This is a genomic window from Amaricoccus solimangrovi (genome assembly GCF_006385685.1).
GTDB classification, from domain to species: domain Bacteria; phylum Pseudomonadota; class Alphaproteobacteria; order Rhodobacterales; family Rhodobacteraceae; genus Amaricoccus; species Amaricoccus solimangrovi.
The window spans coordinates 70,935-95,408 of record NZ_VFRP01000007.1; the positions used below are offsets into that span (position 1 = coordinate 70,935).

The 24,474-nt window shown below is 71.1% G+C and carries 24 protein-coding genes; 12 read left to right on the top strand and 12 right to left on the bottom strand.

What is annotated here, in order from left to right:
* Positions 1–5: 5 nt before the first annotated feature.
* On the bottom strand, positions 6–482 hold the full coding sequence (locus tag FJM51_RS09115) for an Lrp/AsnC family transcriptional regulator (RefSeq protein WP_140453826.1): 477 nt from the start codon (positions 480–482) through the stop codon (positions 6–8).
* Between the two features lie 131 nt (positions 483–613).
* On the opposite strand from FJM51_RS09115, the gene FJM51_RS09120 reads away from it, so the two are divergent.
* On the top strand, positions 614–3,034 hold the full coding sequence (locus tag FJM51_RS09120; RefSeq protein ID WP_140453827.1) for a thiamine pyrophosphate-binding protein: 2,421 nt from the start codon (positions 614–616) through the stop codon (positions 3,032–3,034).
* Between the two features lie 187 nt (positions 3,035–3,221).
* Here FJM51_RS09120 and guaD read toward each other — a convergent pair whose 3' ends face one another.
* The 4 genes from guaD to FJM51_RS09140 form a co-directional block, all read right to left on the bottom strand.
* Positions 3,222–4,550 (bottom strand): guanine deaminase, encoded by a 1,329-nt coding sequence (gene guaD / locus FJM51_RS09125; protein WP_140453828.1) that lies wholly within the window; start codon positions 4,548–4,550, stop codon positions 3,222–3,224.
* A gap of 65 nt (positions 4,551–4,615) precedes the next feature.
* Positions 4,616–5,920, bottom strand: coding sequence for an NCS2 family permease (locus FJM51_RS09130; protein WP_140453829.1), 1,305 nt, complete (start codon positions 5,918–5,920; stop codon positions 4,616–4,618).
* 128 nt (positions 5,921–6,048) lie between these two features.
* On the bottom strand, positions 6,049–8,766 hold the full coding sequence (locus FJM51_RS09135) for a molybdopterin-dependent oxidoreductase (protein ID WP_140453830.1): 2,718 nt from the start codon (positions 8,764–8,766) through the stop codon (positions 6,049–6,051).
* Positions 8,763–9,587, bottom strand: coding sequence for an FAD binding domain-containing protein (locus FJM51_RS09140; protein WP_140453831.1), 825 nt, complete (start codon positions 9,585–9,587; stop codon positions 8,763–8,765). Before FJM51_RS09140 ends, FJM51_RS09135 begins: the two co-directional genes overlap by 4 nt.
* Positions 9,588–9,806: 219 nt before the next feature.
* Between FJM51_RS09140 and FJM51_RS09145 the strand changes: the two genes are divergently transcribed.
* The gene (locus FJM51_RS09145) at positions 9,807–10,793 is read left to right on the top strand and encodes a LysR family transcriptional regulator (protein ID WP_181164502.1); all 987 of its coding nucleotides are present in this window, start codon (positions 9,807–9,809) and stop codon (positions 10,791–10,793) included.
* Positions 10,794–10,902: 109 nt separating this feature from the next.
* Here the strand turns inward: FJM51_RS09145 and FJM51_RS09150 are convergent, their stop codons facing one another.
* Positions 10,903–12,282 (bottom strand): M20/M25/M40 family metallo-hydrolase, encoded by a 1,380-nt coding sequence (locus tag FJM51_RS09150; protein WP_140453833.1) that lies wholly within the window; start codon positions 12,280–12,282, stop codon positions 10,903–10,905.
* A gap of 166 nt (positions 12,283–12,448) precedes the next feature.
* Here FJM51_RS09150 and FJM51_RS09155 point away from each other — a divergent pair, with 166 nt between their 5' ends.
* From FJM51_RS09155 to FJM51_RS09180, 7 genes are all read left to right on the top strand, one after another.
* Complete coding sequence (locus FJM51_RS09155) at positions 12,449–13,150, top strand: Crp/Fnr family transcriptional regulator (protein ID WP_140453834.1); 702 nt, start codon at positions 12,449–12,451, stop codon at positions 13,148–13,150.
* 101 nt (positions 13,151–13,251) lie between these two features.
* Positions 13,252–13,383, top strand: coding sequence for a hypothetical protein (locus tag FJM51_RS24690; protein ID WP_267901398.1), 132 nt, complete (start codon positions 13,252–13,254; stop codon positions 13,381–13,383).
* Entirely contained in the window at positions 13,380–13,814 is a 435-nt protein-coding gene (locus FJM51_RS09160) for a YeeE/YedE family protein (protein ID WP_140453835.1), read from the top strand. Before FJM51_RS24690 ends, FJM51_RS09160 begins: the two co-directional genes overlap by 4 nt.
* Positions 13,811–14,245, top strand: a complete 435-nt coding sequence (locus FJM51_RS09165) for a DUF6691 family protein (protein ID WP_140453836.1) — start codon at positions 13,811–13,813, stop codon at positions 14,243–14,245. Before FJM51_RS09160 ends, FJM51_RS09165 begins: the two co-directional genes overlap by 4 nt.
* A 17-nt stretch (positions 14,246–14,262) precedes the next feature.
* Positions 14,263–15,147, top strand: a complete 885-nt coding sequence (locus tag FJM51_RS09170) for an MBL fold metallo-hydrolase (RefSeq protein WP_140453837.1) — start codon at positions 14,263–14,265, stop codon at positions 15,145–15,147.
* Between the two features lie 162 nt (positions 15,148–15,309).
* On the top strand, positions 15,310–16,959 hold the full coding sequence (locus tag FJM51_RS09175; RefSeq protein WP_140453838.1) for a sensor histidine kinase: 1,650 nt from the start codon (positions 15,310–15,312) through the stop codon (positions 16,957–16,959).
* Positions 16,949–17,389 (top strand): response regulator, encoded by a 441-nt coding sequence (locus tag FJM51_RS09180; RefSeq protein ID WP_140453839.1) that lies wholly within the window; start codon positions 16,949–16,951, stop codon positions 17,387–17,389. The genes FJM51_RS09175 and FJM51_RS09180 overlap by 11 nt, the downstream gene beginning before the upstream one ends.
* 41 nt (positions 17,390–17,430) lie before the next feature.
* Here FJM51_RS09180 and FJM51_RS09185 read toward each other — a convergent pair whose 3' ends face one another.
* Positions 17,431–17,907, bottom strand: coding sequence for an SET domain-containing protein-lysine N-methyltransferase (locus FJM51_RS09185; protein WP_140453840.1), 477 nt, complete (start codon positions 17,905–17,907; stop codon positions 17,431–17,433).
* A 396-nt stretch (positions 17,908–18,303) separates the two neighbouring features.
* On the opposite strand from FJM51_RS09185, the gene fghA reads away from it, so the two are divergent.
* Positions 18,304–19,134, top strand: a complete 831-nt coding sequence (fghA, locus tag FJM51_RS09190; protein ID WP_140453841.1) for an S-formylglutathione hydrolase — start codon at positions 18,304–18,306, stop codon at positions 19,132–19,134.
* Positions 19,131–19,583 (top strand): YaiI/YqxD family protein, encoded by a 453-nt coding sequence (locus tag FJM51_RS09195; protein ID WP_140453842.1) that lies wholly within the window; start codon positions 19,131–19,133, stop codon positions 19,581–19,583. Before fghA ends, FJM51_RS09195 begins: the two co-directional genes overlap by 4 nt.
* A 16-nt stretch (positions 19,584–19,599) precedes the next feature.
* Here the strand turns inward: FJM51_RS09195 and FJM51_RS09200 are convergent, their stop codons facing one another.
* On the bottom strand, positions 19,600–20,067 hold the full coding sequence (locus FJM51_RS09200) for an NUDIX domain-containing protein (RefSeq protein WP_140453843.1): 468 nt from the start codon (positions 20,065–20,067) through the stop codon (positions 19,600–19,602).
* Positions 20,068–20,195: 128 nt separating this feature from the next.
* Here FJM51_RS09200 and hslO point away from each other — a divergent pair, with 128 nt between their 5' ends.
* Positions 20,196–21,185, top strand: a complete 990-nt coding sequence (gene hslO / locus FJM51_RS09205) for an Hsp33 family molecular chaperone HslO (protein ID WP_140453844.1) — start codon at positions 20,196–20,198, stop codon at positions 21,183–21,185.
* Positions 21,186–21,198: 13 nt separating this feature from the next.
* On the opposite strand, the gene FJM51_RS09210 is transcribed toward hslO, so the two are convergent.
* The 4 genes from FJM51_RS09210 to FJM51_RS09225 all read right to left on the bottom strand — a co-directional run bounded on the left by FJM51_RS09210 (position 21,199) and on the right by FJM51_RS09225 (position 24,464).
* Positions 21,199–22,266, bottom strand: coding sequence for an AI-2E family transporter (locus FJM51_RS09210; RefSeq protein WP_140453845.1), 1,068 nt, complete (start codon positions 22,264–22,266; stop codon positions 21,199–21,201).
* Positions 22,267–22,357: 91 nt separating this feature from the next.
* Positions 22,358–22,780, bottom strand: coding sequence for an alternative ribosome rescue aminoacyl-tRNA hydrolase ArfB (gene arfB, locus FJM51_RS09215; protein ID WP_140453846.1), 423 nt, complete (start codon positions 22,778–22,780; stop codon positions 22,358–22,360).
* A 396-nt stretch (positions 22,781–23,176) separates the two neighbouring features.
* Positions 23,177–23,803, bottom strand: a complete 627-nt coding sequence (locus FJM51_RS09220; protein ID WP_140453847.1) for a queuosine precursor transporter — start codon at positions 23,801–23,803, stop codon at positions 23,177–23,179.
* Between the two features lie 241 nt (positions 23,804–24,044).
* Positions 24,045–24,464, bottom strand: coding sequence for a DUF934 domain-containing protein (locus tag FJM51_RS09225; RefSeq protein ID WP_140453848.1), 420 nt, complete (start codon positions 24,462–24,464; stop codon positions 24,045–24,047).
* Between the last annotated feature and the right edge of the window lie 10 nt (positions 24,465–24,474).

The window sequence follows — 24,474 nt, forward strand, 5'->3', positions numbered from 1 at the left end:
GAAGTTCAGCCCTCCGAAAGCGGCAGGCAGGTCGACTGTTTCACCTGCGCGAGCGCGAAGCTCGATTCGATCGAGGCCACGCCGTCGAGCCGGGTGAGCCGGCGCTTGAGGAAATCCTCGTAGGCTTCGAGGTCGCGGACGACGATCCGCAGCAGGTAGTCCCTCGGCCCGGTCATCAGGTAGCAGTCGACGATCTCGGGCCAGCGGGCGACGGCGGCGGCGAACCGGTCGAGATCCTCCTCCCGCTGGCGTTCGAGCTTCACGGAGGCGAAGACGCTGACCGGCAGCCCGGCCTTCACCTGGTCGAGCACCGCGACGTAGCCCCGGATGACGCCCTTCGCCTCGAGCCGGCGGATCCGCCTGGCGCAGGGCGAGGCCGAGAGCCCGACCATCGCGCCGATCTTCTCCACGGTGAGCCGCGCGTCGGTCTGCAGCGCCGCGAGGATGCGCCGGTCGATCTGGTCCATGCCGGTTTCTGCCACGAATCTTCCCTTATGCCGTGATTCCTGGCCCGATCCGCCCCCGCGGGCACTGCGGACGCGCGAATTTGGCCACAAGTGGCGCCCAGCCTGCCCTATGCTCGCGGGAAAGCAAGCCTCCGGAGGAATCGCCGATGCCGAGCGAGAAGATCGCGATCCTGAGCGAGATCGAGCGCAAGCTGCTCTGGCTCTCGACCTGGACGATCCACAATGCGAACCACCTGCGCGGGAACGCGGAGGGGATCAAGGTGGGCGGGCACCAGGCCTCCTCCGCCTCGCTCGCCAGCGTGATGACCGCGCTCTATTTCGACGCGCTGCGCCCCGAGGACCGGGTGGCGGTGAAGCCGCACGCGGCGCCGGTCTTCCATGCGATCCAGTATCTGCTCGGCAACCAGACCGAGGAGAAGCTCCGGAACTTCCGGGGATTCCACGGCGCGCAGAGCTATCCCTCGCGCACGAAGGACATCGACGACGTCGACTTCTCCACCGGCTCGGTCGGGCTCGGCGTCGCGCAGACGCTCTTCGCGGCGCTGACCCAGGACTATCTCCGCGCCAAGGGCCGCGCCTCCGGCCAGCCCGAAGGGCGGATGGTGGCGCTTCTCGGCGACGCGGAGATGGACGAGGGCAACATCATCGAGGCGCTGATGGAGGGCTGGAAGCACGGGCTCCGGAACTGCTGGTGGGTCGTCGACTACAACCGCCAGAGCCTCGACGCGGTGGTGCGCGAGGGGCTGTGGCAGCGGTTCGAGGACCTGTTCCGGGGCTTCGGCTGGGACGTGGTGATCCTGAAATACGGCGCGCTGCAACGGGCGGCCTTCGCGGAGCCGGGCGGCGAGCGGCTGCGCGACTGGATCGACGCCTGCCCGAACCAGCTCTATTCCGCGCTGACCTTCCAGGGCGGCGCGGCCTGGCGCGCGCGGCTCATGGACGAGATCGGCGACCAGGGCGAGGTCGCCGCGCTGCTCGACCGGCGCTCGGACGCGGAGCTCGGGGCGCTGATGGGCAATCTCGGCGGCCACGACCTGCCCTCGCTCACCGAGGCCTTCGCGGCGGCGCGCGGGCATGACCGGCCGACCTGCTTCATCGCCTATACGATCAAGGGCCACGGCCTGCCGCTCGCCGGCCACAAGGACAATCACGCCGGCCTGATGACGGCGGCGCAGGTCGAGACGCTGCGCGCGGAGATGAACGTGCGCGCGGGGCGCGAATGGGCGCCGTTCGAAGGGCTCGGCGTGCCGGAGGCGGAACTCCGCGCCTTCCTCGACGCGGTGCCCTTCGCCGGCCGCGGCCGGCGGCGGTTCGCCGCGCCGCGCGTCGCGGTGCCGGAAACGCTCGACCTGCCCGCCCAGCCGGTCATGTCGACGCAGCAGGGTTTCGGCCTGCTGATGAACGAGCTCGGCAAGCGCGACGACGCGCTGGCGGCGGCGGTCGTCACGACCTCGCCCGATGTCACCGTCTCGACCAATCTCGGCGGCTGGGTGAACCGCCGCGGGCTCTTCGCGCGCGAGGAGATGGCGGACCTCTTCCGGCAGGAGCGCATCCCCTCGACCTTCAACTGGCGCTTCGCCCCGGAAGGCCAGCACATGGAACTCGGCATCGCCGAGATGAACCTCTTCCTGATGCTCTCCGCGATGGGCCTGTCGCATTCGCTCTTCGGCGAGCGGCTGCTGCCGGTCGGCACGCTCTACGATCCCTTCATCCAGCGCGGGCTCGACGCGCTGAACTACGCCTGCTACCAGGACGCGCGCTTCATCCTCGTGGCGACGCCCTCGGGCATCACGCTGGCCCCGGAGGGGGGCGCGCACCAGTCGATCTCGACGCCGCTCATCGGCATGGCGCAGGACGGGCTCGCCGCCTTCGAGCCCGCCTTCTGCGACGAACTCGCCGTGATACTGCGCTTCGCCTTCGACTACGTCCAGCGCGACGGGGAAGCGGAACGCGATCCGGCGACCTGGCTTCGCGACGCCTCCGGCGGCTCGGTCTACCTGCGCCTCTCGACGCGCCCGCTCGACCAGCCGCGGCGCGCGATGACCGGCGCGCTGCGCGACCAGATCATCAACGGCGGCTACTGGCTCCGCGCGCCCGGGCCGAAGGCGCGGGTGATCCTCGCCTATCAGGGCGTGGTCGCGCCCGAGGCGATCGAGGCGGCGGGGCTTCTCGCGGAGGAGCGGACGGATCTCGGCGTGCTCGCCGTCACCTCCGCCGACCGGCTGCACGCCGGCTGGTCGGCGGCGCAGCGGGCGCGCGAACTCGGCCACACGGGCGCGCGCTGCCATGTCGAGACGCTGCTCGCGGAGGCGCCGCGGGACTGCGCCATCGTCACGGTGGCGGACGGGCATCCGGCGGGGCTCGCCTGGCTCGGATCGGTGCATGGCCACCGGACCCGCGCGCTCGGCGTCGAGCATTTCGGCCAGACCGGGACCATCGCCGATCTCTACCGCCACCACGGGATCGACGCGCAGTCGATCGCCCGCGCGGCCCAGGCGATCAGCCCCGGCGCCCCGCTCCGCCGGCTCCGGCGGGCGACGGAGGAAGAGAGGGCCGCGGCCTCGTAGGGCGGACATCTGTCCGCCATCCGGCGCGCCCAACGGCGGCGCGGTCGACGGCGGCGCGCCCAACGGCGGCGCGGTCGACGGCGGCGCGCCCAACGGCGGCGTGGTCGACGGCGGCGCGGTCGACGGCGGCGCGCCCAACGGCGGCGTGGTCGACGGCGGCGCGGTTGAGGGCGGACCGAGGTCCGCCCTACGGGTAGCGGAATTGTTCCGGCCGGTCGCGGTCGTAGACGCGTTCGCCCGCGACATAGGTCCGGCGGATCGCGCGGTCGTCGCCCATGATCATTAAGGCGAAGAGCAGTTCCTCGATCGACTGGCAGTATCCGGTCCGGAACGCCATGAAGGGCGTCGCCTTCGGGTCGAGCACGACGAGATCGGCCTCGTAGCCCGGCGCGATCCGGCCGAGCCGGTCGCCGAGGCGGAGCGCCTCCGCGCCCCCCGCCGTGGCGAGCCAGAAGCCGCGGACCGCGTCGAGCTTCGCGCCCGAAAGCGCCACGACCTTGTAGGCCTCGTCGAGCGAGCGGAGCTGGCTGAGCGAGGTGCCGCCGCCGACGTCGGTGCCGAGCCCGACCCGGACCGGCCGCTTCGGGTCCATCGCGTCGTAGAGCCGGAACAGCCCGGAGCCGAGGAACAGGTTCGAGGTCGGGCAGAAGGCGAGCGCGGCGCCGGTGTCGTGGCAGGTCTGGAAATCGCCTTCGTGCATGTGGATCGCATGGCCGAACATCGACCGGGGGCCGACGAGCCCGGCATGGGCGTAGACGTCGAGGTAGCTCTCGCGCGCCGGGAAGAGCTCGCGCACCCATTCGATCTCGGCGCGGTTCTCGCAGAGATGCGTCTGGGTGAACACCCCCGGCGTCTCGCGCACGAGCGCGCCGGCCGCGTCGAGCTGCGCCTCGGTCGAGGTCGGCGCGAAGCGCGGCGTCACGCAGTAGAGCTGCCGCCCCACCCCGTGCCAGCGCTCGATCAGCGCGCGGCTCTCGGTGTATCCCCGCTCGGCGGTGTCGAGCAGCGCGGGCGGCGCGTTGCGGTCCATCAGCACCTTGCCCGCGATCATCCGCGTGTTGAACCGCGCCGATTCCGCGAAGAAGGCGTCGACCGAGCCGGGATGGACCGTGCAGTAGACCACCGCCGTCGTCGTGCCCGCGCGCAGCAGTTCGCGCAGGAAGAGCCCCGCGACCCGCGCGGCATGCGCGTCGTCGGCGAAGCTCTGCTCGGCGGGGAAGGTATAGGTGGTCAGCCATTCGAGCAGTTCGGTGCCATAGGCGCCGATCACCTGCATCTGCGGGTAATGCACATGCGCGTCGATAAAGCCCGGGCAGAGGAGGCCCTCGTAGCGCTCGGGCTCCACGCCCGGGCGGACCGCCGCCGGGTCGTAGGGGCCGAAGGCGGTGACGATCCCGTCCGAAATCACGGTGAGCGCGTCCTCGTGATGGGTGAGGCAGTCGCGCGGCTCGCGCAGGAAGGGATCGGCGTCGATGCTGATCGCCGCGCCGCGCAGGGCCTTCGTGGTCGCTGTCATCTGGTTCTCCCGGTCGCGCGGGGGGGGGGCGGACAGATGTCCGCCCTACGGGCGCCGCGCGGATTTCAATGGCCGCCGGTCTCGGCGATGAACTTGTAGAGGAAGACCGCGGCGATCACCCAGACCACCGGATGGACCTCCTTCGCCCGGCCCGTCAGCAGCTTCAGCGCCGCGTAGGTGATGAAGCCGAAGGAGACGCCGTTCGCGATCGAATAGGTGAAGGGCATCAGCAGCGCCGTGACGCAGCCCGGGATCACCTCGGTGATGTCGTCCCATTCGAGCTCGGTCAGTTCGCGCATCATCAGGCAGGCGACGAAGAAGAGCGCGGGCGCGGTCGCATAGGGCGGCACGGTGCCCGCGAGCGGCGAGAAGAACAGCGCGAGCAGGAAGAGGACCGCGACGGTGACGGCGGTGAGCCCGGTGCGCCCGCCCTCCTGTACGCCGGCGGCGCTCTCGATATAGGCGGTCGAGGAGGAGGTGCCGAGCATCGAGCCCATGAAGATCGCGCCCGAATCCGCGAGCAGCGCCCGGCTGAGCCGCCCTTCCCGTTCCGGCGTCAGCAGCCCCGCGCGCCGGGCGACGCCCATCAGCGTGCCGGTGGCGTCGAAGAGTTCGACGAGGAAGAAGACCAGCACGACATGGACGATCCCCGCCGAGAGCGCGCCCCGGATGTCGAGCTGGAACAGCGTCGGCATGATCGAGGGCGGCGCCGAGACGAGGCCCGCGAAGCGGTTGTCGGTGAAGAAGTAGCTGAGCACGGTGACGAGCACGATCCCGATCAGGAGCGAGCCCTTCACGCCCCGCGCCGACATGACGCAGATCAGGATGAAGCCGATCGCGGCCAGCACCACCTCGGGCCGGTGCAGGTCGCCGATCGTGACCAGCGTCGCCTCCGAGCCCACGACGATCCCGGAGCTCTTGAGCGAGATGATCGCGAGGAAGAGGCCGATGCCGACGGTGATGGCGATCCTGAGGCTCTGCGGGATGCCGCGCACGATGATCTCGCGCAGCCTGAAGAGCGTGACGATCAGGAAGAGCGAGCCGGAGATGAAGACCGCGCCCAGCGCCTGCTGCCAGGTGAAGCCCATGCCGAGCACGACGACATAGGCGAAATAGGCGTTGAGCCCCATGCCGGGCGCGAGCGCGATCGGGTAGTTCGCGTAGAGCCCCATGATCAGCGTGCCGATCGCGGCGACGAGGCAGGTCGCGACGAAGACCGCGCCCTGCGGCATGCCCGCGTCGCCGAGGATCATCGGGTTGATGAAGATGATGTAGGCCATGGTCACGAAGGTCGTGAAACCGGCCAGGAGCTCGGTCCTGACGTTCGTGCCGTGCTCCTTCAGGGCGAAGTATCTTTCCAGCGTCTCCAAGTCCGTCCTCCAGTCCGGGCGGTTCCCCGCGGCAAGGGGGAGCCGGGGCCGGTCGCGGGGGGCGCGCCGGCGGGTTGCGTCTCGTCTCGGGCGGTCGCGCCGGGCGGGGGCCGCCCCGGCGCCATCTCTCAGGAAGATCCGGCGGCGCGGGCGCGCAGCGCCCGGCTCACCACGTCGGCCGCGAAAGGCGTCGCGCGCAGGCGCAGGCCGGTCGCATCGGCGATCGCATTGGCAAGCGCCGCGGCGACCGGATTGTAGGGGCTCTCGCTCATCGACTTGGCGCCGAGCGGCCCGACGCTGTCGGTGGTCGCGGCGAAGCGGACCAGCGTGTCGGGGCATCCGGCCGCGGTCGGGATCTGGTAGCCGCGGAAGGTGCCGTTCACCACGGCGCCGGCCTCGTCGATCCGGAGATTCTCGTAGAGCGCGGCGCCCAGCGCCTGGGCGACGCCGCCCTCGACCTGGCCCCGGCACTGCATCGGGTTGACGACCGTGCCCGCGTCCGCCGCGTGCAGCGAGCGCAGCACCCGGACCTCGCCGTAGCGCCGGTGCACCACGACCTCGAACCCCTGGACGTTGAAGGCGACCGAGCGCGGCGAGCCGGCGGCGTCGCCGGTCGCCTCCAGCGGCCCGGCCGTCGCGGCGAGATCCGCGAGCGGGAGCGTGGCACCCGCCCCCGTCACGCTCTCCGGACCGATCCGGCACTCCTCCGGCGGGGCGCCGAGGAGCGCGGCGGAGGCCTCCCGGATCCGCGCGGCGAGCGCCGCCGCCGCCGCCTGCGTCGCGGAGCCGCCGACGACCGTGCCGGTGCTGCCATAGGCGCCGGTATCGTGGCGCGTCAGGTCGGTGTCGGACTGGTGGATCCGGATGCGCCCGGCCTCGGTGCCGAGCACGGTGGCGGCGATCTGCCGGTGCACCGTCGTCGTCCCGTTGCCGAATTCGGCCGTGCCGACGTAAAGATCGTAGCAGCCGTCGCCCGCGAGCGCGATCCGGCTCTCGGCATGGTGGCCGCGCGGGGGGATCGTGTCGATCATCGCCGCGGCCATGCCGCGCCCGACCATCCAGTCGGGTCCGAGGTCCGGCCGCTCCTCCGCCGCGAAATCCGCCTCCACCATGTCGAGGCACTGGGGCAGGCCGTAGCTGCCCCATTCCACGTCATGCTCATGCGCGTCCCAGGAGACGAGCGCGTCGCCGGGCTTGGCGACATTGATCCGGCGGAAGGCGAAGGGATCGATGCCGAGCTTGCGCGCCAGTTCGTCCATCGCGGATTCGATGGCGAAATTGGTCTGGCTGAGGCCGTAGCCCCGGAAGGCGCCGGCCGGGACGGTGTTGGTATAGACCGCCTTCCCCTCCACCCGCTTGTTCGGGCAGCGGTACATCGCCACCGCCTCGCCCGAGCCGTGGAAGAGCACGCCGGGGCCGTGGTTGCCATAGGCGCCGGTATTGGAGAGCATCCGCGTCTCGATCGCCGTCAGCGTCCCGTCCGCCTTCGCGCCGAGGCGCACCGTCACCTTCATCGGGTGCCGCGTGGTGGAGGCGATGAACTGCTCCGGCCGCGTGTATTCGAGCTTCACCGGCCGCCCGGTCCGCAGCACGGCGAGCGCGACGATATCCTCGACCAGCATCTCCTGCTTCGCGCCGAAGCCGCCGCCGACGCGCTTCGTGATCACGCGGACCTTGCCGCGCGGCAGGTCGTAGAGATCGGCGAGCGCGTCGCGGGTCAGGAAGGGCACCTGCGAACTGGTGCGGATCACCAGCCGGTCGCCCTCCATCCAGCCGATGGCGCCGTGGGTCTCGAGATGCGCGTGCTGCAGCCGCTGGCTCAGGTAGACGCCCTCGTGGATCGCGTCGGCCTCGGCGAAGCCCGCCGCGCAATCGCCGATCTCGCCCGCGAACTGCGCGACGATGTTGCGCGCGGGATCGCTGATCCGGGGGCAGGTCGCGTCGGAATGCACCTGATGCGCGCCCGGCGCCAGCGCCGCCTCGGGATCGAACACCGCCGGGAGGATCTCGTAATCGACCGCGATCAGGTCGCGCGCCGCCTCCGCCGCGGCCTCCGAATCCGCCACGACCGCGGCGACGCGCTGGCCGATGAAGCGCACCACCGGATCGAGCACCATCGTGTCGTCCACGTCGTCGGTCGCAAGCTCGTGCCGGCCGGTCGAGAAGCGTTTCGCCGGCGCGTCCTTCGCCGTCAGGACGGCGACCACGCCCGGCACCGCCGCCGCCGCCGCGGTGTCGATGGCGCGGATCCGGGCCGAGGGATGCGGGCTGCGCAGGATCTTCATGTGCAGAAGACCCTCGATGGCGACATCCATCGTGTATTCGACCCGCCCCGTCACCACGCCGGGGCCGGCGGGCGCGGGCAGGTTGCGCCCGACGGCCGCGCCGCCCCCGGCGGTCTCGACATGGGCGATGCCCGCCACCGCGTCGCGGATCGCGCGGTAGCCGGTGCAGCGGCAGAGATTGCCCTTCAGCGACCGGTCGAGCTCAGCCTTCTGTCCCTGATCGAGCGCCGCCGCCGTCATCACCATGCCCGCGGTGCAGAAGCCGCACTGGAATCCCTGCGCGGCGAGGAAGGCCTGCTGCGTCGGGTGAAGCCCCTCGCCGCCCGGCCCCGAGCCCCCCAGCCCCTCGATCGTCGTCACGGCCCTGCCCTCGGCGCGGAAGGCGGGGACGAGGCAGGAATGCACCGGCTGGCCGTCGAGATGCACGGTGCAGGCGCCGCAATCGCCCGCGTCGCAGCCCTTCTTCACCCCGAACCAGCCGAGATCGCGCAGGAAGGTCCGCAGGCACTGGCCCGGACGCGGCTCGTCCTCGAACCGCTCGCCGTTCACGAGAAAGCTCATGGCCGGAGCCCCGCGAGCTCGGCCCGGATCTCGCCGGCGAATTCGCGCGTCATGTGCGCGCGCCAGTCGGGAAGCCCGTGCACGTCGTCGTACCAGAGATCATCGGGCACCTCCGCCCCGATCCGGTCGGCCAGCGCCCCGGCCCCGGGCATCGTCTCGAAGCGGAGCACCGCCGGGCGCCGGGTCGCCGCGGTGATCGTGAGCGCGAAGCCGCCCTCCGCCGGCAGCGTGCCGATCAGGAGCACGCCCGAGCGCCCGAGCGGCGTCAGCGACTGGCGGCGGAACGCGTGGCGCCGGCGCAGCGCCTCCAGGGGCAGGTCGATCGCGCGCAGGATCTCGCCCGGTTCGAGCGCGGTGTCGAACGGCCCCCGCGTGAAATCCGCCGCCGCGACGCGCCGCTCGCTCCCGTCCGGCGACCAGATCAGGTACGACCCCTCCAGCGCGACGCAGAGCGAGACCATCGGCCCCGCCGGCAGCGAGGCGCAGAGGTTGCCGCCCACGCTCGCCATGTTCCAGATCTTGAACGAGGCGAGGAAGGACCGGCAGCATTCGGCGAGAAGCCCGCCCGCGCGCCAGTCCGCCGGCGGCTCGAAGGCATGGAGCGCGGCCACCTTGCAGGTCGCCCCGATCCGGAGCCCGGCCTCGCTCACCTCGAGCGCGGGCCAGCCGAGCGCGTCGAGATCGATCAGCCGGCCGAGGTGGCGCTGCGGTTCCGAATAGAGCCAGGTCCCGCCCGCGAGGAACGCGTCGCCCGCGCGCCAGGGTCCGAGATCGGCGCGGCGCGCCGGGCGGAGGATCTCGGTGATCGTGTTCAGATCCATGCCCGGCGCTCCCTGGCGGCGCGGCGGCGGGTGGCGAAGGTCGGGAGTGGCGTCATGGCTCTCGTCGGGTCTCGCGGAACGGGTGGCGGCGGGCGCTGCGCGGAAAACGTGCGCTTCCCCCTCATTGCCTTGACCTTAATCAAGCTTCGCGAAGTTGAAACCACCGATGCCAGCGCAGTATGCTGCCGGAACGGCAACAGCCGCTCTCGGAGCGTAGACATGACGGAGAAATCCCCCGGGCCGCGGGAGCGGCCGCGCAAATCCTCCCTCTCTCCCGCGCTGCTCGCGCGCGTGTTTCACCAGCCCGCGCTCGTCTATTTCAACGCGGTCGCCGAGCATCTGTCGATTCGCGAGGCGGGCCGGCGGCTCAACGTCGCCTCCTCCGCCGTCTCGCGGCAGATCAGCGCGCTCGAGGACGGGCTCGGCCTGCCGCTCTTCGAGCGCGAGGGCCGCCGGCTGCGCCTCGCGCCCTCGGGCGAGATCCTCTACCGCCACACCCGCCGCCTCTCCGGGCCGCTGGAGGCGGCGGTGCAGGAACTGGAGATGCTGCGCGGACTCAAGACCGGCACGGTGCGGCTCGCCACGGTCGAGAGCGTCGGCTTCTCCTTCCTGCCGGAGATCATCGCCGAGTTCGGGCGGCGCTATCCGCGCATCCATCTCGACATCTCGGTCTGTTCCTCGGCGGATGTGATCGAACGCCTGCTCGCGGAGCGCTGCGACATCGGCCTCGGCTTCGTCTCCGCGCTCCCGCCCCGGATCGAGGCGGCGCTCCGGCGCGACGTGCGCATCGGCGTCGTGACGCGGCCCGACCATCCGCTGGCGGCGCGCGAGAACCCGACGCTGCGCGACTGCGTCGCGCATCCGGTCGCGGTCGGCAAGCCCGAGATCTCGATCCGCGCGGTGATCGAGCCGTTCCTGCGCCGCGACGGCGAGGCGCCGCCGCCGCTGGTCGAGGTCGATTCGATCCGGCTGCTGGTCGAACTGGCGCTGACGGGGGCCTATGCCTCGATCATGACCCCGATCGGCGCGCAGGCGGCGCTGGCGCGGGGCGATCTGGTCTTCCGCCCGCTCGCCGACCAGGGCCTGCCGCTCAACCGCTTCGCGCTCCTCGCGCGCGCCGGCGGCAACCTGCGCTTCGCCGCGGCCGTCTTCCACGAACACGCGCGCCAGAGGCTCGCCGCCCTCCCCCTCCCCGGCTCCGTGTAGGGCGGACGTCCGTCCGCCCCGCGAGCGCGGGGGGGGACGGGAGGGCGGCGGACAGATGTCCGCCCTACGCGAGCGGGACGGACGGAAGGATGGCGGACAGATGTCCGCCCTACGCGAGCGCGGCGAGGACGCGGGCCCAGGAGCGGATGCCCTTGTGGAAGCAGGCGAGGTTGTACTTCTCGTTCGGGCTGTGGATCCCGTCGTCGTCGAGCCCGAACCCCGCGAGGATCACGTCCATGCCGAGCCTGTTCTTGAAGTCGCCCGCGATCGGGATCGAGCCGCCCGCGCCGATGAAGGGCGCGGGCCTGCCCCATTCCTCGGAGAGCGCCCGCTGCGCGGCGCCGAAGGCCGGATTGGCGGTGTCGAAGGCGACCGCCCGCCCGTTGCCATGGGGATGGAACTCGACCTCGCAATCCTCTGGCAGCCGCGCCCTCACGAAGTCCCGGAACGCGGCGCGGATCTTCTCCGGATCCTGGTCGAAGACCAGCCGGAAGGAGACCTTGGCCCGCGCCTCGGCCGGGATCACCGTCTTGAACCCCGCGCCCTGGTAGCCGCCGCCCATGCCGTTCACCTCGGCCGTCGGCCGCGACCAGATCATCTCGAGCGCCGATCGCCCGGTCTCGCCGGCCGGGACCGCGAGCCCGACGCCGCCGAGAAACGCCGCCACGTCGAAATCGAGCGCCTCCCACTGCGCGCGCAGGCTCTCCGGGATCTCGGGCACGCCGTCGTAGAAACCCGGGATCGTCACCCTTCCGTCGGCGTCGTGGAGATCGGCGAGGATGCGCGCGAGCACGTGGTTCGCATTCGCCGCCGCCGAGCCGTACATGCCCGAATGCAGGTCCCGGCTCGCCCCCCGGATCACGATCTCCTCGCCGCAGAGCCCGCGCAGCATCGTCGTGATCGCGGGCGTCTCCGCGTCCCACATGCCGGTGTCGCAGATGAGCCCGAGATCGGCTTTCAGCTCGTCCCCGTGCGCCTCGAGGAAGGCGGGCAGGCTCGGGCTGCCCGATTCCTCCTCGCCCTCGAGCATGATCGAGACCGGGACCGGCAGCGCGCCCGTGACCGCGACCCAGGCGCGGCAGGCCTCGATGAAGGTCATGAACTGGCCCTTGTCGTCGGCGGCGCCCCGGGCGCGGATCACCTTCGCGCCGTCGGCGAGCGTCTCGACCGCCGGTTCGAAGGGCGGACGGTTCCAGAGCTCGGGCGGGTCGACCGGCTGCACGTCGTAATGGCCGTAGAACAGCACCGAGCGGCCCGGCGCGGCGCGGTTGTGCGCGACGACGATCGGATGGCCCGTCGTCGGCCGCGCCGCCGCCTCGAAGCCGAGCGCGGCCAGATCCGCGGCCACCGCCTCGGCGCAGCGCGCGCAATCGGCCAGATAGGCGGGATCGGTCGAGATCGACGGGATCCGCAGCAGCGCGAAGAGCCGCTCGAGCGCGGCGGGCTGGTCGGCGTCGATATGGGCGAGGACGGCCTCGAGGTCGGACATGGGCATGCTCTCCGGATCTTGCACCCTGCCCGGCGCGCGCGCGTCGGGCCGGCCGGCGGAGCCTAGCGCACCGGTGGTCCGGGGCCAGCGAAAAAGCGCGGACCCGGTTCGGCCTTCCGCGAAGGCCCCGGTTCCGGCATAAAGGCGGCGGGGAGGAACCGGCGGGATGCGAGCGGAAAAGACCACGGAAGAGACGGAGCCCGGCGCCTGGATCGAACGTTTCCACGGTCTCTCGAGCCTCTCCCCGGCCGTGAAGGCGACCCTGATCGCCGAGACCCGGGTCGCGCGCGTGCCGAAGGACACGGTGATCTTCGGCCCCGGCAAGGCGCCGGAAAACCTGCTCCTGCTGCTCGAGGGGACCGTGCGCGTCCAGCAGACCAGCGAATCGGGCCGCGAGGTATTCCTCTACCGCGTGAACGCGGGCGAAAGCTGCGTGCTGACCACGGCCTGCCTGCTCGGCTACGAGGAATATACCGCCGAGGGCGTGGCCGAGACCGATCTCGTCGCGGCCCTGGTGCCGCGGGCGACCTTCGACGAGCTGATCGCGCGCTCGCCCGAATTCCGCCGCTTCGTCTTCGCCGCCTATTCGCGCCGGATCACCGAGCTCTTCCGGGTGATCGAGGAAGTGGCCTTCCGCCGGATCGACCTTCGCCTCGCGCAGAAGCTGCTGAAGCTCGCGGGACCGGACCGCGTCCTCAATGCGACGCACCAGAGCCTCGCGCTCGAGCTCGGCACCGCGCGGGAGGTGATCTCGCGCCAGCTTCAGGAATTCCAGCGCCGGGGCTGGGTCGAGCTCGGGCGGGGCACGATCCAGATCACCGCGCCCGCGGCGCTGCGCCGCCTCGCCGAGGATGGCGGCGGCCGGTGAGAAAGACCGGCGCGGAACCGGTGAGGCATTGGTGACTTAGTCACAGACGCGCGGGGCGCTCCGATGGCATGAGGATGCCAACGCATATCGGAGAAACCGAGATGACCAGAACCATCGGCCCCGCCGATCGCGCCCCGCGCCGCGTCGCGGGCCGCGTGACGACCGCCACGCCGGGCGCGGCTCCGCGCCCGTTCCACCCGTTTTCCGGCACAAGGACCCGCGCCCGGCCATGACCAGCTTCACCCCCTTCGCCTCGCTCGCGGGCGGCGCCCTCATCGGCCTCGCCGCCGTCCTGCTGATGACGCTGGCGGGCCGCGTCTTCGGCGCGACCGGCGTGCTGACCGGCGCTTTCCTGCCCACCGGCCCCGGCGACCGGGGCTGGCGGCTGGCGCTTCTCGCCGGAATGGTCACCGCGCCGCTCCTCTGGCGGCTCTTCGCGGGCGCCATGCCCGCGCTGAGCGTTCCGGTCGGCCCGCTCGCGCTCGCCATCGGCGGGCTGCTCGTCGGCGTCGGCGTCACGCTCGGCGGCGGCTGCACCTCGGGCCACGGCGTCTGCGGGATGGCGCGGCTCTCGCCCCGCTCGATCGTGGCGACCCTCACCTTCCTCGCGACCGCCATCGTCACGGTCTACGTGATCCGGCACGTCATCGGAGTTCAGCCATGAAGCTCGTCGCCACTTATCTCATCGGCCTCGTCTTCGGCCTCGGCATCGCCCTCTCGGGCATGATCAACCCGGCCAAGGTGCTGAACTTCTTCGATATCGCCGGCACCTGGGATCCGAGCCTCGCCTTCGTCATGGGCGGCGCGCTGATCGTCACCGCGATCGGCTACCGCCTCGCCTTCCGACGCGGGCGCCCGGTCCTCGACCGGACGTTCCACCTGCCGAAGGCCTCGGCGATCGACGCCCGCCTCGTCGGCGGCTCGATGATCTTCGGCCTCGGCTGGGGCATCGCCGGCTTCTGCCCCGGCGGCGCCCTGCCCGCCCTCGGCACCGGGCGCGGCGAAGTGCTTCTCTTCGTCGCCGCGCTCGTCGCCGGCATCCTTGTCACCCGCGCGGTGCTCGACCGCCGCGCCGCGGCCCCGCGCCGCGCCTGATCCGGAGGAACCCTGTCATGACCTATCCGATCGACACCTCGGTCAAGCCCGAAGTCACCGGCTTCTTCGACCCGGCCACCAACACCGTCAGCTACGTCGTCAAGGACCCGGCCACCGACGCCTGCGCGATCGTCGATTCCGTGATGGACATCGACTACGCCGCCGGCCGGATCTCCTACGGCCACGCCGACCAGATCATCGACTTCGTCGAGCGCCACCAGCTCAGGGTCGAATGGCTGATCGAGACGCATGTGCATGCCGACCACCTCTCGGCCGCGCCCTATATCCAGGGCAGGCTCGGCGGCAAGCTCGGCATCGGCTCGAAGATCAAGGTGGTGCAGGAGACCTTCGGCAAGATCTTCAACGAGGGTACCGAGTTCCAGCGCGACGGCAGCCAGTTCGACCGGCTGTTCGAGGATGGCGACACCTACGAGATCGGCACGATGAAGGCCTTCGCGATCCACACGCCCGGCCACACGCCCGCCTGCATGACGCATGTGATCGGCGACGCGGCCTTCGTCGGCGACACGCTCTTCATGCCGGACGGCGGCTCGGCGCGCGCCGATTTCCCGGGGGGCGACGCGGGCACGCTCTACGATTCGATCCAGAAGGTGCTGGCGCTGCCCGACGAGACCCGGCTCTTCATGTGCCACGACTACGCGCCGAACGGCCGCGAGATCCGGTGGGAGACCACCGTCGCGGAGGAAAAGGCGCACAACATCCACGTCGGACAGGGCACCACGCGGGAGGCCTTCGTGAAGATGCGCGAGGAGCGCGACGCGTCGCTCGACATGCCGAAGCTCATCATCCCGTCGCTGCAGATCAACATGCGCGCGGGCGAACTGCCCCCCGCCGACGAGAGCGGCAAGCGCTTCCTGAAGGTGCCGCTGAACGGGCTCTGAGCCCCGGGAAACGAAGGCGGGCGCTCCCGTTTCGGGGGCGCCCGCCGGCCCGTTCCGGGAGAAATCCGTTAACCCTCCGCAACCTTGGGTGTTGCAAAGCGCGCGTCGCGGATCGATAGTCACCTCCAATGCACGCGATGGTTGCGGGGTGGAGGTCACTGCGTGGGCGCTGGGAAAGAGGACGACGGCGCGCGGATCCTGAGCCTGTCCCGCAAGCTCGCCGCGATCCACGCCGCGGGCGTGGCGCTCCTCCTCTTCGTCGTGATCTCGGCGACGCTCTGGATCTCGGCCGAGCATAACAGCCTCGCCCGCGTCGGTTCGGAGGAGCTGGTGTCGAGCGGCGTGAACGCGCTGCGCAACCGGCTCGGCACGCTGGTGCGCGACTATTCGATCTGGGACGACGCCTACGAGAACATCCTCGCCGACGACCGCGCCTGGATCTATCGCAACATCGGCAACGCGGCGACCGAGATCGGCACGGTCGACCTGATCGAATTCGTCCGCGCCGCGGGCGGCCCCCCCTTCGGATGGCGCGCGAGCTCGCCCCCCGGGGGGGAGACGGAGATCCTGCCCGCGTCGCTGCTGAACCGCATCCTGCGCGAACTCGACCCGCGCGATCCCGAGCGCGACATGCCCGGAACGCTGCTCGCGGAATACGACGGCGCGCCCTGGATCTTCTCGCTCGCCCTCGTCCGCCCGGTCGCGGGCATGCCGCCCGGGGTTCCGCCGGAGGCGCTGCCGCGCCAGATCCACGGCTACCAGCTCACGCGCGAACGGCTCGCCCGGATCGGCCGGGAACTTCTGATCGACGACATCCGGCTGGAGCCGGGCGACGCGGTCCCGGACGGTTCGGCGCGGCTTCCGCTCCGCAACGAGCTCGGCCGGGTGATCGGCCAGGTGGTCTGGACGCCGCCCCGGCCGGGGGCGAGCATCCTGCGCCGGGTCGCGCCGCCGCTCGGCCTCGCGCTCGCCGCGGTGATGGTGATCGGCCTCGTCAGTTCCCGCTCGGCGGTACGCGCGGCCGAGCGGCTCGAGGAGGCGCTCGACGCCGCCAAGGCCGCCGACCGCAGCAAGACGGAGTTCCTGTCGAACGTCAGCCACGAGTTGCGCACGCCGATGAACGGGATCCTCGGCGTCGCGCAACTGCTGCGCACCACCCCGCTCGACGCCGAGCAGCGCGAACTCCTCGAGATCCTGTTCAGCTCCGCCAATACGCAGATGGCCCTCATCTCGGATCTCCTCGACCTCAGCCGGATCGAGAACGGCAACCGCGAGCTCTCGTCCGAGCCTTTCGAGCCGGCGGCGATCCTGCGCGACGTCTCCGACATGATCCGCGTCGCCGCCGCCAAGAAGGGCGTGGGCTTCACCGCCGATTTCGACGCGCTCACGGGCCTCGCGCTCACCGGCGACGCCCGCGCGTTCCGCCAGATCCTGACCAACCTGCTCGGCAACGCGGTCAAGTTCACCGACGCGGGCGGCGTGACGCTCCGGGCCGAGGTCCGGGGCGGGGACGGAAACGGAGACGGGGACGGGAACGGGGCGTGGCTTCTGGTCGTGAGCATCGCCGATACTGGCCGCGGGATCGCCGCGGCCGCCCTGCCCCGGATCTTCGACCGGTTCTACCAGGTCGACGGCTCGCCGACGCGCGCGGCCGAGGGCACGGGCCTCGGCCTCGCGATCAGCCAGTCGCTCGCGCGCATGATGGGCGGACGGATCGAGGTCGAGAGCCGGCTCGGCGCCGGATCGACCTTCGTCTTCAGCGCGCCCTTTGACCTCGCCGAGGCGCGGGCCGGAGATCTCGATGCGGCCTGAACCCCGCGACCCCCTCGGCGGCGCCCCCCGCCCCGATCTCGGCGCCGGACCGGCGCGGCGCGTCCTCGTCGTCGAGGACAACGAGGTCAATGCGATGATCCTCGCCGCGATGCTGCGCCGGGGCGGATGGGAGCCGGTCGCCGCGGCCGATGGCCTCGCCGGGATCGAGATGTCCGCGCGGCTCCATCCGCGGCTCATCCTGATGGATCTGCAGATGCCGCGGCTCGACGGTTTCGCGGCCGCCCGCGACATCCTGCGCGCGAGCGCGCGGGAGGCCTGCCCGCCGCCGGCGATCGTCGCGATCACCGCCGCGCCGGGACCGGAAGCCCGCGCCTCCTGCCTCGCGGCCGGATTCGCGGACCTTCTGCCGAAACCGGTCGAGATGTCCGACCTGCTGGCGCTGGTGCGCCGCCACATGGAAGGGGAATAGAGCGCGGGCGCCCCCGGGGCCAGCCCGCCCGTCCCGCCCGGTCAGGCCGCCACCGGCTGACGTTCCAGGCCGCGCAGGAAATGATAGTGGCGCCGGCCCTGGCGCATGTAGAACGGATGGAGCCAGTGCCGGGGATCGAGCCCGGCGTCGGCCCAGAAGGAATAATCCTCGAAGAGTTCCTCCCCGGCGGCGATGTCGCGCAGCGCGACGCAGTGATCCTGGCGGAGTTCGGGCCAGAACCCCAGGCCCACATTGGCCATCTCGCCGTCGGCGTGGTTCATGAACTGCATTCCGTCGCGGTACCACAGGAACTTGTCGGACGGGCCGTGCAGATATCCGCCATGGAGCGCGTAGGCGAGATCCCGGTCGTCGAGACCGGCCAGCGCGTTCGAATCACACACATGCATGCTCTCGTCGAACTGCCAGAGCCGGGTGCCCGACCTGATCGCGCGACGCGCGAAGACCCCCATGCCGTCCACCTTGCTCGACCTGAACTCGACATCAACCAACCAGCTCAATTACACCTCCTTCTGTTCCATGGCGAATACAGAGCGCCGCTGTGCTCCAACTTTTATCACCATTCTATTCAACTTGCGCGTACTTCTCCACAAGTATGGTTATCACGCGTAACCACACTTAATCTTTAATACTATTAATGATAGATTGACGCGGGAGTGCAAGAGGAAAATGCACGCTAAAAGTGTATTCCATTTTATACCAGGCAGATGATCCGCCACCCTCTTCGCCCGTCGCGGCGTCTTCGGGCTCGCGCGCCGCCCCCCGGGCCTTGGACCATTGGCCAAGAGAATCGCGCCCCGCCGATGGGCTAGCGTCCCGGCGAGCGGCGCGGCCCCGGTTTGACCGGGCGGCGCGCGATGCTATGGGATGACCAGGGAATCAAGGAGGAACCGGGCATGAAGACGGTATCGGAGAACGCGGCCTTCGGCGGCACACAAGGGGTCTACACCCATGCGTCCGAGGTCTGCGGCTGCGACATGACCTTCGCCGTCTACACCCCGCCGCAGGCGAAGGCCGGGCCGGTCCCGGTGCTGTGGTATCTCTCGGGCCTCACCTGCACGCACGAGAATGCGATGACCAAGGCGGGGGCGCAGGCCTGGGCGGCGCGCGAGGGGATCGCGCTGGTCTTCCCCGACACCTCGCCGCGCGGCGAGGGCGTCGCGAACGACGAGGCCTACGACCTCGGCCAGGGCGCGGGTTTCTACGTCGACGCGACCGAGACGCCGTGGAGCCCGCATTTCCGGATGTGGTCCTATGTGACCGAGGAACTGCCCACGCTCCTCTTCCGCAATTTCGAGCTCGAGGAAGGCGCGCAGGGCATCACCGGCCATTCGATGGGCGGCCATGGCGCGCTCACCATCGCGCTCACCTATCCCGACCGGTTCAAGTCGGTCTCGGCCTTCGCGCCGATCGCCAATCCGAGCAATTCGGACTGGGGCCGCAAGCAGCTCGGCGCCTATCTCGGCGCGGAGAGCGCGGCCTGGCACGCGCATGATTCGAGCCTGCTCCTGCGCGAGAAGGGCTGGAAGGGCCAGCTGCTGATCGACCAGGGCGCGAACGACCAGTTCCTCGACCTGCTGAAGCCCGAGGCGCTCGCGAGCGCGATCGCGGAACGGCGCCAGCCCGCGACCTTCCGGATGCAGCCCGGCTACGACCACAGCTACTTCTTCGTCGCCTCCTTCATGGAGGATCACGTGAGCTTCCACGCCGAGGCGCTCTACGCGTGATCTACGTCGACGCCGATGCCTGCCCGGTCCGCGACGAGGTGCTGCGCGTGGCCGAGCGGCACGGCGTCGCGGTCGTCTATGTCGCCAATGGCGGGATCCGGCCGAGCCGGCACCCGCTCGCCCGCGTCATCGTGGTCGACCAGGGCGCGGACGCGGCGGACAAGTGGATCGCCGAGCGGATCGGGCCGGGCGATCTCTGCGTCACGGCGGACATTCCGCTCGCCGCGCGGGTGGTCGAGGCGGGCGGCCTCGTGCTCGCGCCCGACGGGGCGCGGCTCGACGCGCGCAACATCGGCGAGAAGCTCGCGACGCGCGACCTGATGGCCGACCTGCGCGCCGCCGACCCGTTCCGGCAGGGCGGCGGCAGGAGCTTCCGCCCCGCCGACCGGTCCCGCTTCCTCGAAGCCTTGGAGCGCGAACTCCGCGCCCTCCCGAAACCCGCGCCGTAACGCCGTAGGGCGGACTTCAGTCCGCCACCCCGCCCCCGCCCGCGACGAGCCCCTCCGCCACCAGCCGCGTGAAATGGCTGTCGCCATCGACGCTGAGCGCCCCGACCGCGTCGCGGATCGGCATCCAGACCGCGCGGTGGCCGGCCTCGCGCGGCGGCCCGTGGCGCGGCCCCGGGCGGCAGAGATAGACGTGGCAGACCTTGCGCGCCCAGAGATCGTATTCCGGCATGTAGGCGTAGCGCTGGTAGACGCCGAGCCGCCGGATCGGCCGGATCGTCCAGCCGGTCTCCTCGAGGCATTCGCGGTGCATCGCGCGCAGCGCGCCCTCGCCGGGATCGATCCCGCCGCCGGGAAGCTGCAGTTCCGGCGGATCGCCCGCCTGTTCTGTCAGCAGGATCTCGTCGCCGAGCCGGATCACGGCATAGGCGCCGAGGCGGTTCCGGTAGCTCTGGCGGGGGTCGACGGGGGAGCCGAATCTGCGCATGGGCGGCATCATAGCGCGCGGCGCGGCGGGGGAAACCGCCCCCGCCCCGGCCGGCGCGGGGGCGCCGGATTTGCACTCGGCGGGTCGAACCCCTATGTGCAGGGGCAACAAGCCATCGGGACAAGACCATGACACTCGCCGGCCGTATCGCCTGGGACGATTCCATCCTGCCGTTTCAACTCGACCGCGCCGATGTGCGCGGCCGCGTGGCGCGCCTCGATTCCGTGCTCGACACCATCCTCGGCCAGCACGCCTATCCCGCGCCGGTCGCGGCCCTCGTCGCGGAGGCGACGCTCATCACCGCGCTGATCGGCCAGACCATCCGGCCCGGCTGGCGCCTCTCGCTGCAGCTTCGCGGCGAGGGCCCGATCCGGCTGGTCGCGACCGACTATTTCGGCCCCTCCGCCGAGGGCGAGCCGGCGCGGATGCGCGCCTATGCCGGATTCGACGCCGAGGCGCTGGAGGCCCGCCCCGCCGGGGAGAGCCCATACGCGCTGCTCGGCGCCGGGCTCTTCGGCATGCTGATCGACCAGGGGCCGGGCACGCAGCCCTATCAGGGGATCACGCCGCTCGCCGGACGCTCGCTCTCGGACTGCGCCGAGACCTATTTCGCCCAGTCGGAGCAGATCCCGACCCGGTTCGCGCTCGCCATGGGCGAGGCGACGCTGCCGGGCGAGGATGCGCGCTGGCGCGCGGGCGGCGTGATGCTGCAGCACATGCCCGCGGCCTCGCCGCATGCGAAACAGGAGGCGACCGGCTTCGACGGGCTGCTCGCGCCCGAGGACATGCTGGACGGGGACGAGGCGGACAACTGGAACCGCGCCGTCACGCTGCTCGGCACGGTCGAGGAGACGGAGCTGATCGGCCCGCATGTCGGCCCGGACCAGTTGCTGCTGCGCCTCTTCCACGAGGAGGCGCCCCGGGTCTACGAGTCGCAGCCCGTGCGCTTCGGCTGCACCTGCGGGCCGGAGAAGGTGGTCCAGTCGCTCTCGATCTACTCGCCCGAGGAACTCGCGACGATGACGACGGAGACGGGCACGATCACCGCCGACTGCCAGTTCTGCGGCGCGCATTACGAGTTCGAGCCGGAAGACCTCGGCATCCGCGACGCGGACTGACGCCCGGCCCGCCTCAGCGCGCCCGCCCCGGCCGCGCGAGCGTGCCATCCTTCGACATCAGGATGGCGAGCGGCCGGGTGCCGGGGAACTCGGCGAAGATGATGACGAGCATCGCCGTGATCGGCACCGACAGGATCGCCCCGGCGATGCCCCAGAGCGAGGCCCAGGCCACGAGGCTGATCAGGATGACGAGCGGGCTGAGGTTCATCGAACTGCCCATCACATAGGGTTCGATGAAATTGCCGAGCAGGAGCTGGATCGCCGTCATCGCCAGCACGAAACTCACCACCGGCCAGAAGGCCCCCATCTCGGCGACGGCGAGGAAGGCCGGCAGGACGACGCCGAGGAAGCTGCCGACATAGGGAATGTAGTTGAAGAGCCCGATCAGGATCGCCCAGAACCCGGCGAAGGGGATGCCGTACCACCACATGATCGCGTAGCTGCCGAGGCCGAGCACGACGTTGATCAGCGTCTTCATCACCAGATAGGCGCCGATCGAGCTGTTGATGTCGCGGATCACCTCCTGGATCTGCGCGACCCGGGCGGGTTCGGCCGAGAGCAGCGCGATCTTGCGGCCGAAACTGTCCTTCTCCGACAGGATGAAGCCCGCGTAGATCACGATGACGACGAAGGTGGCCGCGATCGAGGAGGCGGTGGCGACGGTGACGCCCACGGCGCGGCGCAGGTTGATCCGGCCGAGGATGTCGTCCCGGACCGCCTGCCAGTCGGGCTCCGCGTCGAAGCCGAAGCGTTCCGCGGCCGCCTGGAAGATCGTCATCACCCGCTCCTGATATCTGGGCAGGGTCGCGGCGATCTGGCTCACGTTGGTCACGATAAGCCAGACGATGCCGACGAGGACCAGCCCGATCAGCAGCGCCGCCAGCCCGTAGCGCAGGCCGGCCGGGATGCGCGCGCCGAGGCCGGGGAGCCGCCCGAGCAGTTCGGCGAGGCCGAGGATCACATAGGCGACGACGACGCCCGCGACGACCGGCAGGATGACGGGCCTCCCGATCTGCAGGATCCAGCCGACCATCAGGGCGAAGGCGAGCCCGTAGACGAGTTGGGGAAACCAGTCCCGCATGGCCGCGGCCTTCCTCTTCGCTATCGCACAAACCCGGCTAGCACGGCGGGCGCCGCCGCGGAAGAAGGCGATCGCGCCCCCGCGCCGGGCCTCAGCCCTCCTCCTCCGGCCGCGAGCGGGCCGACTTGAGCGCGCCCCGGCGCGTCTTGGCCTCGAGCCGGCGGCGGACGGAGCCGAGCGTGGGCCGCGTCGGGCGCCGCGGCTTCGGCCGCTCCAGCGCGGCGAGGACCAGCGCGCGCAGCTTCTCGCGCGCCGCCTCCCGGTTCAGCGCCTGGCTGCGATGGGTCTCGGCGGTGACGATGAGCGCCCCCTCGCCGGTCCAGCGCCGGCCGGCGAGCCGGCGGAGCCGCGCCTTCACGTCGGGCGCGAGATGCGGCGAACGCGCGGCCTCGAAGCGCAGCTCGACCGCGGTGGAGACCTTGTTCACATTCTGCCCGCCCGGACCGGACGCCCGCGTGAAACTCTCGGTGAGTTCCCAGTCGGCGAGCGCGATCTCGTCGTTGATTCTCAGCATCCCCATTCCCTCGCACCGCCGCGTGGCCAGCCGCCGGCGCCGGCCCGGAGGCCGTCACCGCCCGCCGGCGGTGGCGCCGCGTCGGCGGCCGCGCCTCCGGCGAGGTCGCGCGCGCGGCGCGTTCCGGGCGCCGCGCCCGTGGCGGGGCGCGCCGCCCCGGCCAAAGCGAAGGGGCCGCGGCGAACCGCGACCCCCGGTCATTTGCTAGAACTTGGAGGCTGGCCGATCGGGCCTAACCCTCGCGCTTCGTGTCTGTCCCGAAGGGGCTGCCCCTCAGGCGACACCCCCGCGCGTCATACCGGCCACAAGCTCCAAAGTCCCGTCAGACATTGGATCACCTCCTTTCGCTGGTTTCGGTTACCCTGATGGTGCCATCGTTCCGGCGAAAGGCAAGTGCTATTTCGCCGCCCTGGGCTGCCAGTTCCAGATCGCCATCCGGAAGGGTGCCAGCGCGAAGACGGCGATCGCGAACTTGACCGAGAAATCCGCGAGCGCGAGGCTCACCCAGAGCGGCAGGACGGGGCCCTGGCCGAGCAGCGGGACGGGCTCGTTGGCCCAGGCGACGTCGACGCCGGGGGCGATGAAGGCGAGGCTCGCCGAGAAGGCCAGCGAGAAGAAGATCACCGTGTCCGCGACGCTGCCGAGCGTGCTCGAGACCAGCGGCGCGCGCCACCAGCTGCCCCGGCGGAGCCGGTTGAACACCGCGACGTCGAGAAGCTGGCCGACGAGGAAGGCGCTGAGCGAGCCGATCGCGACCCGGAGGCTGACGAGCGGGCCGAACTGTCCCTCGATCTGCGTGCCGATCAGGCTGCAGACGAGCCCGGTCAGAAAGCCCGCGTAGACCACCCGCCGCGCCGCGGACGGCCCGCGCAGCCGGTTCATCAGGTCGGTGACGAGGAAGGCGAAGGGATAGGTGAAGGCGCCCCAGGTCAGCCACTGGCCGAAGAGGAACTGCACCAGGATGTTCGAGGCGAGCACGACGATCGCCATGGCGATCACGCCGAGGAGGAAACTGTTCTTCATGAGCGATCCGTTTTTTAGGGAAGGTCGCGGCGACTTCCATCCCGCGCCTGCCGCGGGAACGGCGGCGGAATAGACAAATCCCCGCCCGCCAGCAAGCGGAACCTCATGTCGCGGCGGCGCCTCCCCCTGGGACGCGGAGTGGGACGTCGCCCACGAGTCGTTCTCTCCCCCCGAACAGCCGGCGCCCGCGGCGAGGCGTCCCGGCGCGGGCGGAAAGCCGGGCGCGGGCCCGGCGGGAGGCTCAGGCGAAGACGTGGGCGCGGTAGGAGGCGGCGGGGCGGGCGAGCCAGAGCTCCTCCGGCTGGCGTTCCGCCACGCTCTCCGGCAGTTCGATCTCGTCGAAACCCACGCGCCGCGCCGCGCGGGCCTGATCGACGATCAGCGGCCCCGAGGCGCGCAGCGTGCCCGTATAGCCCATCGCCCGGAGGCGGCGCGCGATCGAGAAGCCGCGGCCGTCGCCCATCCCCGGGAAGGCCACGCGGATCATCGCGATCCGGTCGAGGAAGGGCGCGAGTTCCGCGGGATCGCGGTCGTTGGGCATGTCGATCGCGAGCCCCTGCCCCGGCATTTCCGGATTTGCGGTGAGCGCGTCGAGGGCGGTGAATTCGGCCCCGGCCCAGGGATCGGGCGAGAAGCCCGTGTCGGTCACAAGAACGGTCATCTCTTCTCTT

Coding starts and splice junctions, on each gene's coding strand:
- FJM51_RS09155 (WP_140453834.1), top strand. CDS start 12,449: ATGCGAGCGGAAAAGACCACGGAAGAGACGGAGCCCGGCGCCTGGATC.
- FJM51_RS09225 (WP_140453848.1), bottom strand. CDS start 24,464: ATGACCGTTCTTGTGACCGACACGGGCTTCTCGCCCGATCCCTGGGCC.
- FJM51_RS09165 (WP_140453836.1), top strand. CDS start 13,811: ATGAAGCTCGTCGCCACTTATCTCATCGGCCTCGTCTTCGGCCTCGGC.
- FJM51_RS24690 (WP_267901398.1), top strand. CDS start 13,252: ATGACCAGAACCATCGGCCCCGCCGATCGCGCCCCGCGCCGCGTCGCG.
- FJM51_RS09120 (WP_140453827.1), top strand. CDS start 614: ATGCCGAGCGAGAAGATCGCGATCCTGAGCGAGATCGAGCGCAAGCTG.
- guaD (WP_140453828.1), bottom strand. CDS start 4,550: ATGACAGCGACCACGAAGGCCCTGCGCGGCGCGGCGATCAGCATCGAC.
- FJM51_RS09210 (WP_140453845.1), bottom strand. CDS start 22,266: ATGCGGGACTGGTTTCCCCAACTCGTCTACGGGCTCGCCTTCGCCCTG.
- arfB (WP_140453846.1), bottom strand. CDS start 22,780: ATGCTGAGAATCAACGACGAGATCGCGCTCGCCGACTGGGAACTCACC.
- hslO (WP_140453844.1), top strand. CDS start 20,196: ATGACACTCGCCGGCCGTATCGCCTGGGACGATTCCATCCTGCCGTTT.
- FJM51_RS09150 (WP_140453833.1), bottom strand. CDS start 12,282: ATGTCCGACCTCGAGGCCGTCCTCGCCCATATCGACGCCGACCAGCCC.
- FJM51_RS09170 (WP_140453837.1), top strand. CDS start 14,263: ATGACCTATCCGATCGACACCTCGGTCAAGCCCGAAGTCACCGGCTTC.
- FJM51_RS09180 (WP_140453839.1), top strand. CDS start 16,949: ATGCGGCCTGAACCCCGCGACCCCCTCGGCGGCGCCCCCCGCCCCGAT.
- FJM51_RS09140 (WP_140453831.1), bottom strand. CDS start 9,587: ATGGATCTGAACACGATCACCGAGATCCTCCGCCCGGCGCGCCGCGCC.
- FJM51_RS09160 (WP_140453835.1), top strand. CDS start 13,380: ATGACCAGCTTCACCCCCTTCGCCTCGCTCGCGGGCGGCGCCCTCATC.
- FJM51_RS09145 (WP_181164502.1), top strand. CDS start 9,807: ATGACGGAGAAATCCCCCGGGCCGCGGGAGCGGCCGCGCAAATCCTCC.
- FJM51_RS09220 (WP_140453847.1), bottom strand. CDS start 23,803: ATGAAGAACAGTTTCCTCCTCGGCGTGATCGCCATGGCGATCGTCGTG.
- FJM51_RS09135 (WP_140453830.1), bottom strand. CDS start 8,766: ATGAGCTTTCTCGTGAACGGCGAGCGGTTCGAGGACGAGCCGCGTCCG.
- FJM51_RS09200 (WP_140453843.1), bottom strand. CDS start 20,067: ATGCGCAGATTCGGCTCCCCCGTCGACCCCCGCCAGAGCTACCGGAAC.
- fghA (WP_140453841.1), top strand. CDS start 18,304: ATGAAGACGGTATCGGAGAACGCGGCCTTCGGCGGCACACAAGGGGTC.